Raw genomic sequence first — 16,828 nt, 5'->3', positions numbered from 1 at the left:
AGAGAGGATATAGGCGTGTTGATTGCTCGATTTTTTGATCGGGAGGATAGAGATGAAGGATTGGTCAGGATTTATCGTTGATCTATTACTACTTATACCAAAGTTTTTGATAAGCCCGGCGCTGTATGTATTTGCGTTGCTGTTATTATGGGCCTACCGAAAGCAGATCATACAGGAGCGTAAGCTGTTTCATGCGCGGATTACTTCGGGAGCGGGAGAGCTGGTGCGAGCGTTATTATTCGGGGCGGCGGCCGGAATTGCGGCATCTGTTCTGCTGCTTGCTCTAGGTGTGGCGCCTTCGTATCATGATGTGCTGTTGTTGTGGGGACTAAGCGCTGTGCTGGCTTTGGTGCATATTCGCTTTTTGTCTTTTGCTTATAGCGGTGGTCTGCTGATCGTGCTTTCGACACTTTCAAAGCTCATCCCCTCAGCGAACATAAGCGGGATTGGGCAGAAGGTACTTGGTTGGCTTCAGTCGGTTGATATTCCGGCGATTCTTGCTCTTGTGGCAGTGCTGCATATCGCTGAAGGTCTGCTTGTGCGGCTTGTACCTAAGCAGGGATTATCTCCTGTACTTATCAAAAGCGAACGCGGGCGTGTGGTCGGCGGGTATGAAATCCAGAAATATTGGTTGATTCCAGTCGGCGTATTCATTGTGGGTGACGCATCGAGCGCAGCGGTTTACATGCCGGGTGACTCAAGTCTATGGCCGCTGTTCTATGCAGGAGTCGCAGGCTTAAGTCTTCTTCCTGTTCCCTCGGTGATGGGGTATGCGGATTTGGCTGTATTGTCTACACCACATGATAAAGCACAGCGGGCAGGAAAGGTGATTATCTGGCTTGGTGTCGGCTTATTGCTTCTAGCTTATCTCGGTACCTTATGGCTGCCTATCGCTGTACTCGGTGGAGTAATAGCGCTGCTTGGACATGAAGGATTGCGTATTTATGGCGAATGGCAGCGCCGCGTGCATACACCGCTCTACGTTCAGTTGAAGAGAGGGGTGCGCGTATTAGCCGTCGTGCCTGGCAGCCCGGCGGATGAGATGGAAATTGTTACTGGTGATGTAATCATGCGGATTAACGGTAACGAAATCAATGGAAAAGAAGAGATTTACCCTGCATTGCAGCAGCAATCGGCTTTTTGTAAAATGGAAGTAATGAATAAAGAAGGACATATCAAATATGTCCAGCGTTCGGTATACCAAGGAGATCATCATCAGCTAGGATTGATTGTTGCCCCTGATGCTTCGGCAAATGAGTATGTGGAACTCGGATACCGGAAGTTGTTTGGATTGTTCCGCAAAATCCGGACAAGCCGTAACGCTGGATCCAATGACATGCCCCTCGAGCAGGGAAAGGATGTATCATTATGATCATAAAATATGTTATCGCGCTGATCGTTCCATTTATTCTCGCCGCAATCATTTCCCGCGTGTCGCTGAACATATGGGTTGGGGCAATTGCTACGCTAGGCATTATGATGGCCGCCTTCAACGGACCCTACCAGCCGCTTCCCGTTATTCTGCTTGGTGTAGTAAGCGGACTTGCCGGAACCTATGCAGGATATCGCTGGATTCGTGGAATTAATCTTACAGAATGAAGAAACGACTAAGAAACGACGATAAAACGCTGCTGACGAATAGGGTCAGCAGCGTTTTTTGTAGTGCATCGGCACGTAAATGGGTATACAGAAAAGAGTGACTTGTATTGAGAGAACTTACGTTCGAAAAAAATTATGGAAAGCATATGTTCGTATATGTGATTGTGATATAATGAAATGCAGCATACTGACGAAGGAAAGGTGAAACCTTGGAAAAGCTGAAGAGTACATTTGAGTTGGTCTCTGAGTATCAACCACAGGGGGATCAGCCTACCGCTATAAAGAAGTTGTCAGAAGGGATTTTGAATGGGAAGAAGCATCAGACACTGCTTGGGGCGACCGGAACGGGTAAGACGTTCACGATGGCCCATGTAATCAACAAAGTACAGAAGCCAACGCTTGTGATTGCCCACAACAAGACACTCGCCGCACAGCTTACTAGTGAGTTTAAAGAGTTTTTCCCCAATAATGCGGTCGAATACTTCGTAAGTTACTATGATTACTATCAGCCCGAGGCTTACATTCCACACTCAGATACGTACATCGAGAAGGATGCCAGCATCAATGAAGAGATCGATAAACTGCGCCATTCAGCGACCAGTGCGTTGTTTGAGCGCAACGATGTCATTATTGTTGCGAGTGTATCTTGCATATATGGCTTGGGTTCGCCGACAGAATACGGTTCCCTGCTTTTATCATTGCGGCGGGGAATGGAGAAGAATCGTGATGATGTGCTGCGCAAACTGATCGATATTCAATACGATCGTAATGATATTAATTTTGTGCGCGGCACATTTCGGGTGCGTGGCGACGTTGTAGAGATCTTTCCGGCGTCTAACAGCGAGCATGCGGTTCGTGTTGAGTTTTTCGGCGATGAGATTGATCGCATAACGGAGATTGATGTCTTGACCGGTGAAGTGCTGGCTGAACGGGAGCATGTTGCCATCTTCCCGGCCTCTCACTTTGTGACGGGGCAGGATAAGATGGAGAGGGCCGTCAAAAGTATTGAAGCGGAATTGGAAGAGCGTCTCGCTTATTTAAAAGAGAATGACAAGTTATTGGAAGCGCAGCGGCTTGAGCAGCGTACGCGCTACGATCTAGAGATGCTGCAGGAGATGGGCTACTGCTCTGGTGTGGAGAACTATTCACGCCATCTGACCGGCCTGCCTGCAGGAGCGACACCATATACGCTGCTCGACTATTTTCCAGATGATTTTATGATTATGGTGGATGAGTCGCATATTACACTGCCGCAGATTCGCGGGATGTATAACGGGGATAAAGCCCGTAAGGACATGCTGATCGAGCATGGCTTTCGTCTGCCTTCGGCTGCGGACAACCGCCCGCTTAGGTTCGCGGAGTTTGAGAAGCATATCAAGCAAATCGTATACGTATCCGCAACACCGGGTCCGTATGAGCTTGAGCAGGCTCCTGATTTCGTCGAACAGGTGATTCGCCCGACAGGACTTCTCGATCCGACGCTTGATGTCCGCCCATCAAAAGGTCAAATTGATGACCTGCTCGGTGAGATCAATGACCGGATCGCCAAGGGAGAGCGCGTGCTTGTTACAACACTGACAAAGAAAATGTCCGAGGACTTGACCGATTACCTGAAGGAAGTCGGCATCAAGGTTCGGTATCTGCATTCTGACATTAAAACGATCGAACGAATGCAGATCATTCGTGATTTACGGGTAGGGACATTTGATGTGTTGATTGGGATTAATCTTTTACGGGAAGGGTTAGATATACCTGAAGTGTCGCTTGTCGCGATTCTCGATGCGGATAAGGAAGGATTCCTGCGCAATGAGCGTTCATTAATTCAGACGATCGGCCGAGCAGCGCGTAACGCTAATGGTCATGTTATTATGTATGCGGATAAAATGACGCATTCAATCGAACGTGCAATTGAGGAGACTACCCGTCGGCGTGAGCGGCAGGAGGCATATAACGAGCAGCATGGGATTACGCCGCAGACTATCCGTAAGGCGGTGCGCGAGGTCATCGAGGCGACGAAGGCGGCTGAGGAACAGGAAGAATACTTGCCGCAGAAGGCGTATAGCAAGCTGAGCAAGAAAGAGAAGAAGGAAGTAATCCTGCGTCTTGAAGACGAAATGAAGGAAGCGGCCCGCGCGCTGAACTTTGAACGTGCGGCTGAGCTGCGTGATGTAATTCTTGAGATGAAAGCGGAAGGATGAAGAAGGAATGAGCCGCGAAAATATTACAATTAAGGGCGCGCGCGCCCATAACTTAAAAAACATAGATATTACGATTCCACGCGATAAGTTTGTCGTGCTGACCGGCCTGTCCGGTTCAGGGAAATCTTCATTGGCATTTGATACGATTTATGCGGAAGGGCAGCGGCGTTACGTTGAGTCGCTGTCCGCGTATGCACGCCAGTTTCTAGGACAGATGGATAAGCCGGATGTCGATTCGATCGAAGGTCTGTCTCCTGCCATTTCGATTGATCAGAAGACGACGAGCCGTAATCCGCGCTCGACAGTTGGTACGGTGACGGAGATCTATGATTATCTTCGCCTGCTTTTTGCGCGCATCGGCCGGCCGCATTGTCCGGAGCACGGGGTAGAGATTACCGCTCAGACGGTAGAACAGATGGTGGACCGTATTCTAGCTTATCCGGAAAAGACGCGTCTGCAAATTCTAGCTCCGCTTGTACAAGGACGCAAAGGCGAGCATGTCAAGCTGCTTGAAGAGATTCGCACACAGGGCTATGTACGTGTTCGTGTGAATGGTGATGTGCGAGATCTATCAGAAGAGATTAAGCTTGAGAAGAACAAGAAGCACTCTATCGAAGTTGTCATTGACCGAATTGTAGTAAAGGATGGCATCCAAAGCCGTCTGGCCGATTCGCTAGAGACCGCGTTACGTTTAGCAGAGGGCCGTGTGCTTGTTGATATTATGGGAGAGGAAGAACTTCTGTTCAGTCAGAATCTTGCCTGCCCAGTCTGCGGCTTTAGTATACAAGAGCTTGAACCGCGTTTGTTTTCATTTAATAGCCCGTTTGGCGCGTGTTCGAAGTGTGATGGGCTGGGCAGTCAGCTTGAAGTCGACCCGGATCTTATCGTACCCGATCGTTCCAAGAGCGTGAACGAAGGAGCGCTTGATCCGTGGAACAGCTCCACATCGAATTATTATGAACAAATTCTTGCCAGTGTAGCTAAGCATTACAAAATTGATCTGGACGCGCCGTTTGAAGAGCTAACGGATGAGCAGCAGCACGTGCTTTTATATGGCAGCGGCAAAGAAAAACTCCACTTCCGCTATAAGAGTGATTTCAGCTCGACCGTGCGGGATACGCACATGACATTCGAAGGCGTGGTCAATAACGTAGCGCGGCGCTACCGGGAGACCGGATCGGATTATGTGCGTCAGCAGTTGGAGCAATACATGAGTCAGAAGAAATGCCCGACCTGTAAGGGGCATCGTCTTCGCGCAGAAGCATTAGCGGTAACGATTAACGAACAAAACATAGCGTATGTAACAGACCTCTCGATTACCGAGGCGCATGAATTCTTCGATCAGCTCAAGCTGACAGAGAAGGAAGTGCAGATCGCCCGCTTGATTCTAAAAGAAATCCAAGCACGTCTGCAATTCCTTGTTGATGTCGGTTTGGATTATTTGACGATGAGTCGTGCGGCCGGGACGTTGTCTGGCGGAGAGGCGCAGCGGATTCGTTTGGCTACACAGATTGGCTCAAGCCTCATGGGCGTGCTCTATATTCTTGATGAGCCAAGCATAGGGCTGCATCAGCGGGATAATGCCCGTCTCATCAAGACATTGGAGCATATGCGTGATCTGGGTAATACATTGATTGTCGTCGAGCATGATGAAGATACGATGTTTGCAGCGGATTACATTATCGATATTGGGCCAGGCGCCGGTGTACATGGAGGCAAGATTGTCGCAAAAGGTACGCCTAAGGAAATAATGAACGATGAGAATTCATTGACCGGCCAGTACTTGAGCGGCCGCAAGTTCATTCCCGTGCCGCTCGACCGTCGCCAACCGAACGGCAAATGGGTCAAAATTGTGGGAGCCAAAGAAAATAACCTTCGTAACGTGACGCTCAAAGTCCCGCTCGGTGTCTTTACGTGTGTGACAGGGGTATCCGGTTCTGGGAAGTCAACACTCATTAACGAGATTCTGCATAAGTCGCTTGCTCGCGAATTGCACAAGTCAAAGCAGAAGCCGGGGGCGTTCCGCAAGCTTGAGGGGATTGAGCACCTTGATAAAGTGATTGACATCGACCAATCTCCTATCGGACGTACACCGCGTTCCAATCCGGCTACCTATACCGGTGTATTTGATGATATCCGTGATTTGTTCGCGCAGACGAATGAAGCGAAAATGCGCGGCTATCAAAAGGGACGTTTCAGCTTTAATGTAAAGGGCGGTCGTTGTGAAGCGTGTCGGGGCGATGGAATTATTAAGATTGAGATGCACTTCCTGCCGGATGTGTACGTGCCTTGTGAGGTATGTCATGGCAAACGTTATAACCGCGAGACGCTTGAAGTGCGTTATAAAGGCAAGAATATCTCTGACGTATTGGAGATGACAGTGGAGTATGCATTAGAATTCTTTAAGCATATTCCGCGCATACAGCGCAAGCTTCAGACGCTGTATGATGTAGGTCTTGGCTATATTACATTAGGTCAACCGGCTACGACGCTCTCAGGCGGAGAAGCCCAGCGTGTGAAGCTGGCATCCGAGTTATACCGTCGCAGCAATGGTAAGACGCTGTATATTCTTGATGAGCCGACAACGGGGCTGCATATCGATGACATTGATCGTCTGCTCAAAGTTCTCCAGCGTCTGGTGGAAGCGGGAGATAGTGTCCTGGTGATTGAGCATAATCTTGATGTGATTAAGACTGCTGACCATATCATTGATTTAGGTCCTGATGGGGGCAGCCGTGGTGGGATGATCGTAGCTGAAGGCGCGCCAGAGGATGTCGTGAAAGTAGATGAATCGTATACAGGACAATACTTGGCCCCTGTACTTGAGCGCGACCGTAAGCGCTCGGAGGCTCGGCTGCAGATACAGTCATGATCTATTGAAATAGCAACTAACGCAGGGCTGGTATACATGCGGTCCTGTAAAGAGGCGGCGATGAGCCGTCTCTTTATTTTTGTAGGCGTGATGATTTGCTTCAATCACTTGCTCTTTCTTTCAACATGACACAAGCGATATGATACAATAAGGTATGATTTTAGAGAGAAAGGGTGGAAGGTTTGAAAAAGACCCATGTACGCGACATTGTTAACCATTTTCAACTGAAAGTGGCGGGCGGCAAGTCTGGATTACGCCGTGAAGTTACCGTAAGCGACATTAGCCGTCCGGGGCTTGAGATTGCTGGTTATTTTGAATTCTACGCGTCCGAGCGCGTTCAACTTCTCGGTAAGACAGAATTGAGCTTCTATGAGGCATTGAGCGCACCGGAGCGCATGGAACGGATCGATAAGCTTTTGCTAGAAGCGACCCCATGCATTTGTGTTGCACATGGGTGTGAAGCACCCGCTGAGCTGCTTGATCTGGCTGAAGAACGCGGCATTCCGGTATTAACCTCCCCTCTTCCAACAACAAAGCTGTCAAGTAAGCTTACTACATATTTGGAAGGCCGCCTTGCACCAACGACGACAATGCATGGTGTATTGGTAGACGTATATGGGGTTGGTGTGCTGCTTGTCGGTCAGAGCTCTATCGGAAAAAGCGAGACAGCGCTGGAGCTGGTGAAGCGCGGGCATCGTCTGGTGGCAGATGATGCGGTGGAGATCCGCCAGACGCAGGAGAATCAACTGATCGGAAGCGCGCCGGAGCTCATTCAGCATTTGCTTGAGATTCGCGGCGTCGGCATTATTAACGTCATGACATTGTTTGGCGCGGGTGCGATTCGCAATTATAAGCGAATTTCGCTCGTCATTCGTCTCGAAATTTGGGACCCGAATAAGATGTATGATCGTCTTGGATTGGACGATGAAAAAATAAAAATTATGGATACGGAAGTGCCTCAGATTACCATTCCAGTACGTCCGGGTCGAAATCTTGCGGTGATTGTCGAGGTTGCATCCATGAACTTCCGCCTGAAGCGCATGGGCTATAACGCTGCGGTCGTCTTCAGCAAAAAACTGACCGATACAATTGAAGACGCAGTCGAAGACATCTAACGAGGGGGTTTTTGAATATGCCAAAGGCATTGGATCCGATCGCCCTGCAGCTGGGGCCTTTATCTATACACTGGTACGGGATTATTCTTGGAACGGCAGCGCTCGTTGGGTTATTAATGGCGCTGCGCGAAGCGAAGCGGGTCGGCATGGACCCGGAAACGATTATGGATGTGGTGATGTATGCAGTCCCCGCAGCAATTATCGGGGCTCGCATCTATTATGTGGTCTTCCGCTGGGATGAGTATTACAGCTCGCATCCCGGTGAGATTATTGCGATCTGGCAGGGGGGCATCGCCATTCACGGGGCGTTAATTGCCTCGGTATTAACCGCATACATTTATTCGCGTGTGAAAAAGGTTTCCTTCTGGCGGATTGCTGATATTGTTGCGCCCAGCCTGCTGATCGGACAAGCAATTGGCCGCTGGGGCAATTTTATGAATCAGGAAGCGCACGGTGGACCGGTAAGTTTGGAGTTTCTGCAGAGCCTGCATCTGCCACAGTTTATCATTGATCAGATGTACATTCTTGATCCACTTACGAATACGTATTCCTACTATCATCCGACGTTCTTGTATGAATCGTTATGGAATCTGCTGGGCGTCCTTCTGCTGATTACGATTCGTCGTGTCGTCGCACTGCGCCGTGGGGATCTGTTCCTCAGCTACGTGATTTGGTATTCCATCGGACGGTTTTTTGTAGAAGGGCTGCGGACAGATAGTTTAATGCTTACGGACACGCTGCGCATTGCACAGGTAATCAGCCTTGTTCTGATCGCGCTTGCTCTCGTCATGATGGTGGTATTGAGAAAAACAGGCGTTGCAAAGAAACGGTATGGGGAAGGCTAGGAAAAAGAGATTTTATAGAAAGAAAGAAGGGGTTCCATGCATCGTTACCAATATGTATTGTTTGACCTTGATGGTACGCTGATTGATACGAATAATTTGATTTTAACGTCCTTTATGTATACGCTGGAGAAGTTTTATCCAGGTAAGTATACGCGTGAAGATATCATTCCTCATATGGGCAAGCCCCTTTATGACCAGATGGATCTGTTCGGACCGGATCGTTCGGAAGAGCTGGTTCAGGTATACCGCGCACATAATGAACAGGTGCATGACGAGCTGGTGGAAGAGTTTCCGCGTGTGCTGGAGACGATCGAGCAGCTGGCTGCGATGGACATCAAGATGGGCATTGTAACGACCAAGCAGCGGAAAACAGCGGAGATGGGCTTGCGCTTGTTTGGTCTGGATAAGTACATGGATACGTTCGTCTCCTATCAGGATACAGAGAATCATAAGCCGCATCCGGAGCCGGTGGAGAAAGCCATGCGGGCGCTGGGAGCAGACCCGGCACGTACCCTGATGGTAGGAGATAGCCAGTACGACATTCAAGCCGCACACAATGCGGGCATCTCGTCAGCAGGTGTGGCCTGGAGCTTGAAGGGCGCGTCCTTTTTATCCACATTTGACCCGACCTATTTGCTGAATGATATGAGCGATCTGATTCAGATTGTGAAGCAGCCGATTCGTCAGTCGTAAGGGGTGGGTTATGGCAAAACGACAGACGGAGCGGTATCCGGTTCAGGGAGCGAATTCATTATGGCAATTGTATAAGACAATAAGTTTCTGGAAAGTAGTGAAATGCTTTGCTGTCGTGCAGCTTGCGCGCTATACGCCCTGGATGCCGCTGAAGAACTGGATGTACCGCACCTTTCTTGGCATGAAGGTGGGCGAAAATACAGCCGTAGCCTTAATGGTGATGATGGATACGATGTTTCCGGAACGCATTTCGATCGGCTCAAACAGCATCATTGGTTATAATACAACCATTCTTGCGCATGAGTATTTGATAGAGGAGTATCGTCTAGGTGATGTGAAGATCGGCTCCGGCGTAATGATCGGCGCCAATTCTACAGTTCTGCCCGGCGTGACGATCGGTGACGGTGCGGTCGTCTCGGCGGCGACTCTTGTCAATGCTGATGTGCCGGCAGGCGCCTTTGTTGGCGGTAACCCCATGCGCATTATCAGACAGGCGGGCAATCTATCGGAGTAGAAGCATGAAAACACGAGCGAATCGGTATGAAACCGGTTCGCTTTTTTTATGCAAAAAGAGATAGCGCTTACAATTTTAACGGTTTAACAGAAGTGGTTGACGGATAAGAATGGGAGTGTTAGACTACATTCAACAAGAAAATCCTTTAGTTCTCTACCATAGTAAAGGATAAGACGAGGAGTGGAAAGCAGGATGTCAAAACCGTTGGGGTTTGAGAAGCCGTTGGGCATGCGGGATATTCTACCTGATGTGCTGGAAGAGCAGCGCTGGCTGGAGGGCCAGGTCAAAGGCTGCATGCAGCAGTGGGGCTACCGTGAAATTAGTACACCGACTCTTGAGTACTATGATACCGTCGGCGCTGCGAGCGCCACGCTTGATAATAGATTGTTTAAATTGCTGGACAGCGAGGGGAAGACGGTGGTGCTTCGTCCCGATATGACGGCGCCGATTGCCCGGGTCGCTTCTTCGCTGATGAAGGAGGAGCCGCTGCCGCTGCGCCTCATGTACACGGCCAATGTATTCCGAGCACAGAAAAATGAAGCGGGCCGCAATGCCGAGTTTACGCAGCTTGGGATCGAGTGCATCGGCCAGGCGTCGGTGGATGCCGATGCTGAGGCGATTGCGCTGGCAGTGTCCGTGCTGAAGGCGGCCGGTGTTTCCGTGTTCAAGATTGCGGTTGGACATATCGGATTTTTAGAAGGATTATTAGAAGAGATCGTAGAAGAGAAAGATGACTGTGAGAAGCTCAAGGAATATTTGTATAACCGGGATTACGTAGGGTTCCGCCAGTATGTGCACGGGCTGGGACTGTCCGAGGAAGGGACGTCCCGCTTATGCGAGCTGCTCAAGCTGCGCGGAGGCAAGGAATTGTTAGAGCGCGCTGAAGCCATAACAGTGAACGGTCAGGCACGCAAAGCGGTTCGCAATCTGCGTGAGCTGTGGGAGGCGCTGGAAGCCTACCAGGTGGATCAATATGTACTGCTAGACTTGAATCTGCTGAGCAATCTTGATTATTACACAGGTATTTTATTTGAGGGCTATGCGGCGAATCAGGGCTTCTCCATATGCACCGGTGGCCGTTATGACGGGCTGCTGGCACAGTTCGGACGCCCGTGTCCTGCGACCGGGTTCGCGATACAGATGGACAGCCTGCTGGAGGCGGCAGACTATCAGATGGAGAAGGCAAGGCGGTTTCTTATTTTATACCGCGCAGAACAGCGCAGCGCAGCGCTGGAGAAGGCCAGAGCTTTGCGTGCGCAGGACAATACGGTCGTGATCACGCAGCGGAAGGAAGAATCAAACCAGGTTGATTTTTCGCAATATGCTGAAGTTATCGATATGACAGGGGAGGAAGCGACATGGCAGTAAATGCACAGGAAAAGCTCATCATTGCAATGCCAAAGGGACGAATCTTTGAAGAAGCGGCCGATCTGTTGCGCAAAGCCGGCGTTCCGCTTCCCCCAGAATTTGATGATTCGCGCAAGCTGATCGTGCCGGTTCCGGAAGCCAATCTGGACTTCATTCTTGCCAAGCCGACCGATGTACCGACCTATGTGGAGTATGGAGTGGCCGATATTGGCGTTGTCGGAAAAGATGTGCTGCTGGAAGAGGGCCGAAATGTCTATGAACTGCTCGATCTGCAGATCAGCCGCTGCCGCATCTCCGTGGCAGGGCTGCCTGACTGGAAGCCGTCCGGCACGGCTGCGCCGCGCGTCGCTACCAAGTATCCGCGCGTTGCCTCCAAATATTTTCGTGAACAGGGCCAGCAGGTGGAGGTCATTAAGCTCAACGGCTCCATTGAATTGGCTCCGCTCATCGGCCTGGCGGACCGGATCGTCGATATTGTCTCCACAGGACGCACGTTAAAAGAAAACGGTCTGGTAGAATTGGAAGAAATTATGCCGATTACAACCCGACTGATTGCCAACCGGGTAAGCTATCGGATGAAGAATGAAGCAGTGGATTACATATACGAGAAATTCGCTTCGATTGTAGAGGAGAGGTAAGTCATGATGAAGATTGTGGAAGCCGCGAATTTTTCGACCCGCCGCGATGTGGAAGCGGGAACGGAAACGCAGCGTGCTGTGGTGCTGGAGATTTTACAGGCGGTAAAAAAAGAAGGGGATGCAGCGGTGCTTCGCTTTACCGAGCAATTTGATCGCATCCAACTGGATTCCATGCGGGTGACGGAAGGGGAATTTCGTCAGGCGTTTGAAGAGTTGGATCCGACCGTGCTTGCAGCGATTCGGGAAGCCGCGGCAAACATCCGCGATTATCACAGCCGACAGATGCGTCAATCATGGATGACGACCCGGGAATCGGGGACGATGCTCGGGCAGTTGATTCGCCCGCTGCAGCGCGTAGGCTTGTATGTGCCGGGCGGAACGGCAGCGTACCCATCCTCGGTGCTGATGAATGCCATTCCTGCACAAGTGGCTGGCGTGGAAGAAATCGTGATGGTAACGCCTCCCGGCAAGGATGGGAAAGTCAATCCAGGTGTATTGGCTGCCGCGGATGAGCTGGGTGTATCGGAAGTGTATAAAGTAGGGGGCGCACAGGCGATTGCGGCGCTGACATATGGAACGGAAACGATTAAGCCTGTCGATAAAATTGTGGGGCCGGGCAATATTTATGTGGCGCTGGCAAAGCGTGAGGTGTTCGGTCTGGTCGATATTGATATGGTCGCAGGTCCGAGCGAGATCGTCGTATTGGCAGATCAAACCGCCAATCCGGTTTATGTGGCCGCTGATCTGCTTTCACAGGCTGAGCACGACATGCTGGCTTCGGCCGTTCTGGTGACAACCTGCCGGGAGCTGGCGCAGGCCGTGCAGCAGGAAGTGGAGGCACAGCTTGCTTCCCTGCCGCGCAGAGATATCGCGGAGGCTTCTGTTCGTAATCACGGGGCGATTTGCATTGTCGAAGACATGGCTGAGGCATTGGATGTTGTCAACCGCCTGGCACCAGAGCACCTTGAGGTGATGGTAGAGGACCCGATGGCCTACCTTGGACAGATTAAAAATGCGGGCGCAATTTTCCTTGGTGCCTACAGCTCGGAGCCTGTTGGCGATTATTTTGCTGGGCCGAATCATGTGCTGCCTACCAATGGTACGGCGCGCTTCTCCTCGCCGCTAAATGTGGATGATTTCCTGAAAAAATCAAGCCTCATCTCATACAGCCTTCAGGATTTGCTGGCACATGGAGATAAAATCGTTGCGCTCGCCCGTCAGGAAGGGTTAGAAGCGCATGCACGGGCCATTGCGGTCCGTTTAGATAACGAACGGAAACAGGAGGATAACAGGCAATGAGAACAGCATCGATTGCACGCAAAACGAATGAAACGGATATTCAGCTTCGATTTAATGTAGATGGCGAGGGGAAAACAGAGCTTGCAACCGATGTTCCCTTCCTTGATCATATGCTTGATTTGTTCACGAAGCATGGACAATTTGATTTACATGTACAGGCAAAAGGCGATATCGAGATCGATTACCATCATACGGTAGAGGACATCGCCATCTGTCTTGGACAGGCGTTCCGTGAAGCGCTTGGTGACAAAAAAGGCATCAAACGCTACAGTAGCGTATTTGTGCCGATGGACGAAGCGCTCGGTCAGGTAATCGTCGATATCAGCAACCGGCCGCATCTTGAATACCGTGCCGAATTTCCCTCCGCGAATGTAGGAAACTTCCCGGTGGAGCTCTTCCATGAGTTTTTCTGGAAGCTGGCACTTGAAGCACGCATTACCCTTCATATTATTGTGCATTACGGACACAATACGCACCATATGATCGAAGCGGTGTTTAAAGCGCTGGGCCGTGCACTGGATGAAGCGACGATGATTGACCCGCGGGTGAAAGGGGTCCCGTCAACGAAAGGGATGTTGTAAACATGATTGCGATTATCGACTATGGAATGGGCAATCTTCACAGCGTAAGCAAAGCGGTGGAGCGGCTCGGCTATGAGTATGCATTCGTATCGGATGAGGAAGCGTTAAATCAGGCGGAAGGCGCGATTCTTCCCGGCGTTGGCGCGTTCGGCGATGCGATGAAGAACCTCAAAGAGCGCGGCCTGGAGGAGCCGATCCGTCAATTTGCGGCCAGTGGGAAGCCGCTGCTCGGCATCTGTCTTGGGATGCAGCTGTTGTTTGCCAGCAGTACGGAGCACGGCGAGCATGAAGGTCTGGGCATTCTTCCGGGACGGGTGCTTCGCTTCTCCGGCGATTATAAAATTCCGCATATGGGCTGGAATCGGCTGGACTTTTTACAGAAGAACCGCATTTTTTCCGGGGTGGAGGAAGGATACGTGTATTTCGTTCACTCGTATTTTCTCCAGCCTACAGAAGAAAACCGTCCGGTGCTTCTGGCCACGGCTGATTATCATCAGGAAGTACCGGGCATTGTCGGCCGGGGAAATGTGTACGGTATGCAGTTCCATCCGGAGAAAAGCGGAACGGTTGGCATGCAGCTGCTGGAGAACTTTGCGAAGTTATGTGAGACGGCGTCAACAAAACGATAGATCGATGGAGAGGGAGTAGAGAGATGAGTTTTATTGTGTATCCTGCAATCGACATTCGCGGCGGAAAATGCGTCCGCCTGCTGCAGGGCGATTACAATCAGGAGACGGTGTACGGCGATTCACCTGTGGAGATGGCGAAGCAGTGGGCCGTGCAGGGAGCCGAGTGGATTCACCTCGTTGATTTGGACGGTGCCAAGGCAGGACAGCCTGTGAATAATGGCATCGTATTGGATATTGCACGTGCACTGGATGTGCCCGTACAGATCGGCGGCGGGCTGCGGCGCATGGAAGACATTGATCGGTATATCGAGGGCGGTGTCAGCCGGGTTATCCTTGGTACGGCCGCGATTCAGGATCAGCCGTTTACCGAGCAGGTGTTAGCGAAGTATGGAGATAAGGTTGCGATTGGTATTGATGCGAGGAATGGCTACGTGGCAACGCACGGCTGGCTGACGACATCAGAAGTGACGGCGGAAGAACTGGCAAAGGTGCTGATTGCCAAGGGAGCGGAAACCTTTATTTATACAGATATATCGCGTGACGGTACGCTGGAAGGACCGAACACAGAGGCCATTGTGCAATTAGCCCGGGCTACAGGCAAGGATGTCATCGCATCCGGCGGTGTAAGCGTCGAACAGGATATCGTAGAGCTGGCGCGCTATGCAGCGGAGGGAGTGGGCGGCGCTATTGTCGGAAAGGCGCTGTATACGGATCGCGTTCAGCTGCCGCAAGTGCTGCAGCGCATACAGGAGGGGATCTGACATGCTGGCCAAACGAATCATTCCTTGTCTAGATGTAAAAGAAGGACGTGTCGTTAAGGGTGTTAGCTTCGTCAACCTGCGGGATGCGGGTGATCCGGTGGAACTGGCCAAGCGCTATAGCGAAGAAGGTGCCGATGAGCTCGTGTTTCTCGACATTTCCGCTTCACATGAAGGACGGGAGACCATGGTAGAAGTAGTGGAGGAAACGGCAGCAAATGTGACCATTCCTTTTACGGTAGGCGGCGGCATTAATACAGTGGATGATATGCGCCGAATTCTACGCGCAGGTGCAGACAAAGTATCGGTCAATACGGCTGCAGTGAAAAGACCAGAGCTTGTACAGGAAGGCGCTGAAGTCTTCGGCAGTCAGTGCGTTGTCGTTGCGATCGATGCCAAGGCGCGTGAGAATGGAGAAGGCTGGGAAGTCTATACACATGGCGGCCGACAGGCGACCGGAATGGATGCCGTAGAGTGGGCCAGACGGGTCGAGGCGCTGGGTGCAGGTGAGATTCTTTTGACAAGTATGGACTGCGACGGTCAAAAAGACGGATTTGCCCTCGCCTTGACGCGAGCCATTTCGGAAGCGGTGCGCATTCCGGTGATTGCATCCGGCGGCGCAGGCTCAAAAGAGCACTTTTATGATGCGTTTGTGGAGGGCAAAGCAGATGCAGCCCTGGCTGCATCGATCTTTCATTATAAAGAAACATCCATTAAAGAAGTCAAACAATATCTGCATGATAAAAACATCGAGATGCGTATGGTAGAGGAGACGATATAAATGGATTTGGAGAGTATTACATTCGATGAGAACGGCCTGTTACCGGCAGTTGTTCAGGACGCACAGAGCAAAGAGGTACTGACGCTTGCCTATATGAATAAGGAGTCGCTAGCGAAAACACTGGAAACGCGTGAGACATGGTTTTGGAGCCGATCGCGCCAAGAACTGTGGCATAAAGGAGCAACATCAGGTAATACCCAGCAGGTGATCGATGTTTTGTATGACTGTGATCGTGATGCGCTTGTTGTAAAGGTCATTCCAAACGGACCGGCCTGTCATAAAAATGTATACTCCTGCTTTACGGATTCGCTGCTGTCCGGTAACGAGGATCGTCAGGCAGTGGAAGAAGACCGCTTCGCTATTTTCAACCAGCTCGAGGCACTGATTGCCAAGCGTGAAGCCGAGATGCCGGAAGGATCATATACGACCTACTTGTTTACAGAAGGCGTGGATAAGATTCTGAAGAAGGTAGGCGAAGAGGCGAGCGAGGTTATTATTGCGGCAAAAAACCGCAGCCATGATGAATTAAGGTATGAAGCGGCTGACTTGCTGTTTCATCTGCTCGTCCTGCTGCGTGAACAAAAGCTTTCGCTGGATGCAGTGCTTCAGGAGCTTGAAAAGCGGCACGTAAAATAGTTGATCAATCATGTGATTGTGAGTGAAAAAGCGGTCAGTAAATACTGTGCCGCTTTTTATTATACTGGCGTAAAATAACAGTTGTATTTTGCTTCTAGACATGATAAATTGTTAATTATCGCTGTAAAAAATATATCTTATACGTTGCACGAAAAAGTTTTTTGAAAAAGTGCTTGCAATTAATCTGAATGTGTAATAAGATAATAAAGTCGCCGCTGAGAAACGGCACAGCGCGAAAGCGCGCAAGATAAGTTCCTTGAAAACTGAACAGTGACACTCGATGTGTGCGAGTAAATATATCT

General features: G+C 50.5%; 16 protein-coding genes. All 16 read left to right on the top strand.

What is annotated here, in order from left to right; all coding sequences use genetic code 11:
* The first annotated feature begins 52 nt into the window (after window positions 1-52).
* The 16 genes from AB3351_RS18360 (at window position 53) to hisIE (ending at window position 16,526) form a co-directional block, all read left to right on the top strand.
* Entirely contained in the window at window positions 53-1,372 is a 1,320-nt protein-coding gene (locus AB3351_RS18360) for a PDZ domain-containing protein (protein ID WP_371148606.1), read from the top strand.
* Entirely contained in the window at window positions 1,369-1,599 is a 231-nt protein-coding gene (locus AB3351_RS18355; protein WP_371148605.1) for a DUF2198 family protein, read from the top strand. The genes AB3351_RS18360 and AB3351_RS18355 overlap by 4 nt, the downstream gene beginning before the upstream one ends.
* A 218-nt stretch (window positions 1,600-1,817) precedes the next feature.
* A complete protein-coding gene (gene uvrB / locus AB3351_RS18350) occupies window positions 1,818-3,797 on the top strand; it encodes an excinuclease ABC subunit UvrB (RefSeq protein WP_371148704.1) in 1,980 nt (659 codons plus the stop codon).
* 7 nt (window positions 3,798-3,804) lie between these two features.
* Entirely contained in the window at window positions 3,805-6,669 is a 2,865-nt protein-coding gene (gene uvrA, locus AB3351_RS18345) for an excinuclease ABC subunit UvrA (protein ID WP_371148604.1), read from the top strand.
* A 182-nt stretch (window positions 6,670-6,851) separates the two neighbouring features.
* Window positions 6,852-7,784 (top strand): HPr(Ser) kinase/phosphatase, encoded by a 933-nt coding sequence (gene hprK / locus AB3351_RS18340; RefSeq protein ID WP_371148603.1) that lies wholly within the window; start codon window positions 6,852-6,854, stop codon window positions 7,782-7,784.
* Window positions 7,785-7,801: 17 nt separating this feature from the next.
* The gene (lgt, locus tag AB3351_RS18335) at window positions 7,802-8,629 is read left to right on the top strand and encodes a prolipoprotein diacylglyceryl transferase (RefSeq protein WP_371148602.1); all 828 of its coding nucleotides are present in this window, start codon (window positions 7,802-7,804) and stop codon (window positions 8,627-8,629) included.
* 36 nt (window positions 8,630-8,665) lie between these two features.
* A complete protein-coding gene (ppaX, locus tag AB3351_RS18330; RefSeq protein ID WP_371148601.1) occupies window positions 8,666-9,322 on the top strand; it encodes a pyrophosphatase PpaX in 657 nt (218 codons plus the stop codon).
* A 10-nt stretch (window positions 9,323-9,332) separates the two neighbouring features.
* On the top strand, window positions 9,333-9,836 hold the full coding sequence (locus tag AB3351_RS18325) for an acyltransferase (RefSeq protein WP_371148600.1): 504 nt from the start codon (window positions 9,333-9,335) through the stop codon (window positions 9,834-9,836).
* Between the two features lie 192 nt (window positions 9,837-10,028).
* Entirely contained in the window at window positions 10,029-11,204 is a 1,176-nt protein-coding gene (locus tag AB3351_RS18320; protein WP_371148599.1) for an ATP phosphoribosyltransferase regulatory subunit, read from the top strand.
* On the top strand, window positions 11,195-11,842 hold the full coding sequence (gene hisG, locus AB3351_RS18315; protein WP_371148598.1) for an ATP phosphoribosyltransferase: 648 nt from the start codon (window positions 11,195-11,197) through the stop codon (window positions 11,840-11,842). Before AB3351_RS18320 ends, hisG begins: the two co-directional genes overlap by 10 nt.
* Before the next feature lie 6 nt (window positions 11,843-11,848).
* Window positions 11,849-13,141 carry a histidinol dehydrogenase gene (gene hisD, locus AB3351_RS18310; protein WP_371148703.1) on the top strand — a complete coding sequence of 431 codons (1,293 nt, stop codon included), beginning with the start codon at window positions 11,849-11,851 and terminating at the stop codon, window positions 13,139-13,141.
* Entirely contained in the window at window positions 13,138-13,722 is a 585-nt protein-coding gene (gene hisB, locus AB3351_RS18305; RefSeq protein WP_371148597.1) for an imidazoleglycerol-phosphate dehydratase HisB, read from the top strand. Before hisD ends, hisB begins: the two co-directional genes overlap by 4 nt.
* Window positions 13,723-13,724: 2 nt before the next feature.
* Entirely contained in the window at window positions 13,725-14,351 is a 627-nt protein-coding gene (hisH, locus tag AB3351_RS18300) for an imidazole glycerol phosphate synthase subunit HisH (RefSeq protein WP_371148596.1), read from the top strand.
* A 23-nt stretch (window positions 14,352-14,374) separates the two neighbouring features.
* Window positions 14,375-15,112, top strand: coding sequence for a 1-(5-phosphoribosyl)-5-[(5-phosphoribosylamino)methylideneamino]imidazole-4-carboxamide isomerase (gene hisA / locus AB3351_RS18295; RefSeq protein ID WP_371148595.1), 738 nt, complete (start codon window positions 14,375-14,377; stop codon window positions 15,110-15,112).
* A 1-nt stretch (window position 15,113) separates the two neighbouring features.
* Window positions 15,114-15,890 carry an imidazole glycerol phosphate synthase subunit HisF gene (gene hisF, locus AB3351_RS18290; protein ID WP_371148594.1) on the top strand — a complete coding sequence of 259 codons (777 nt, stop codon included), beginning with the start codon at window positions 15,114-15,116 and terminating at the stop codon, window positions 15,888-15,890.
* Complete coding sequence (gene hisIE / locus AB3351_RS18285; RefSeq protein WP_371148593.1) at window positions 15,891-16,526, top strand: bifunctional phosphoribosyl-AMP cyclohydrolase/phosphoribosyl-ATP diphosphatase HisIE; 636 nt, start codon at window positions 15,891-15,893, stop codon at window positions 16,524-16,526.
* Window positions 16,527-16,828 lie beyond the last annotated feature (302 nt).

This window comes from Aneurinibacillus sp. REN35, from assembly GCF_041379945.2.
Taxonomy (GTDB): domain Bacteria; phylum Bacillota; class Bacilli; order Aneurinibacillales; family Aneurinibacillaceae; genus Aneurinibacillus.
The sequence above is the reverse complement of the archived record's forward strand: the minus strand, read 5'-3'. Positions and strand labels throughout refer to the sequence as shown.

Excerpts from the sequence above, each read along its gene's own strand:
- AB3351_RS18320 (WP_371148599.1), top strand. The coding sequence starts at position 10,029 with ATGTCAAAACCGTTGGGGTTTGAGAAGCCGTTGGGCATGCGGGATATT.
- hisIE (WP_371148593.1), top strand. The coding sequence starts at position 15,891 with ATGGATTTGGAGAGTATTACATTCGATGAGAACGGCCTGTTACCGGCA.
- ppaX (WP_371148601.1), top strand. The coding sequence starts at position 8,666 with ATGCATCGTTACCAATATGTATTGTTTGACCTTGATGGTACGCTGATT.
- hisA (WP_371148595.1), top strand. The coding sequence starts at position 14,375 with ATGAGTTTTATTGTGTATCCTGCAATCGACATTCGCGGCGGAAAATGC.
- hisG (WP_371148598.1), top strand. The coding sequence starts at position 11,195 with ATGGCAGTAAATGCACAGGAAAAGCTCATCATTGCAATGCCAAAGGGA.
- hisB (WP_371148597.1), top strand. The coding sequence starts at position 13,138 with ATGAGAACAGCATCGATTGCACGCAAAACGAATGAAACGGATATTCAG.
- hisF (WP_371148594.1), top strand. The coding sequence starts at position 15,114 with ATGCTGGCCAAACGAATCATTCCTTGTCTAGATGTAAAAGAAGGACGT.
- uvrA (WP_371148604.1), top strand. The coding sequence starts at position 3,805 with ATGAGCCGCGAAAATATTACAATTAAGGGCGCGCGCGCCCATAACTTA.
- lgt (WP_371148602.1), top strand. The coding sequence starts at position 7,802 with ATGCCAAAGGCATTGGATCCGATCGCCCTGCAGCTGGGGCCTTTATCT.
- hisD (WP_371148703.1), top strand. The coding sequence starts at position 11,849 with ATGAAGATTGTGGAAGCCGCGAATTTTTCGACCCGCCGCGATGTGGAA.
- AB3351_RS18325 (WP_371148600.1), top strand. The coding sequence starts at position 9,333 with ATGGCAAAACGACAGACGGAGCGGTATCCGGTTCAGGGAGCGAATTCA.
- AB3351_RS18360 (WP_371148606.1), top strand. The coding sequence starts at position 53 with ATGAAGGATTGGTCAGGATTTATCGTTGATCTATTACTACTTATACCA.
- AB3351_RS18355 (WP_371148605.1), top strand. The coding sequence starts at position 1,369 with ATGATCATAAAATATGTTATCGCGCTGATCGTTCCATTTATTCTCGCC.
- hisH (WP_371148596.1), top strand. The coding sequence starts at position 13,725 with ATGATTGCGATTATCGACTATGGAATGGGCAATCTTCACAGCGTAAGC.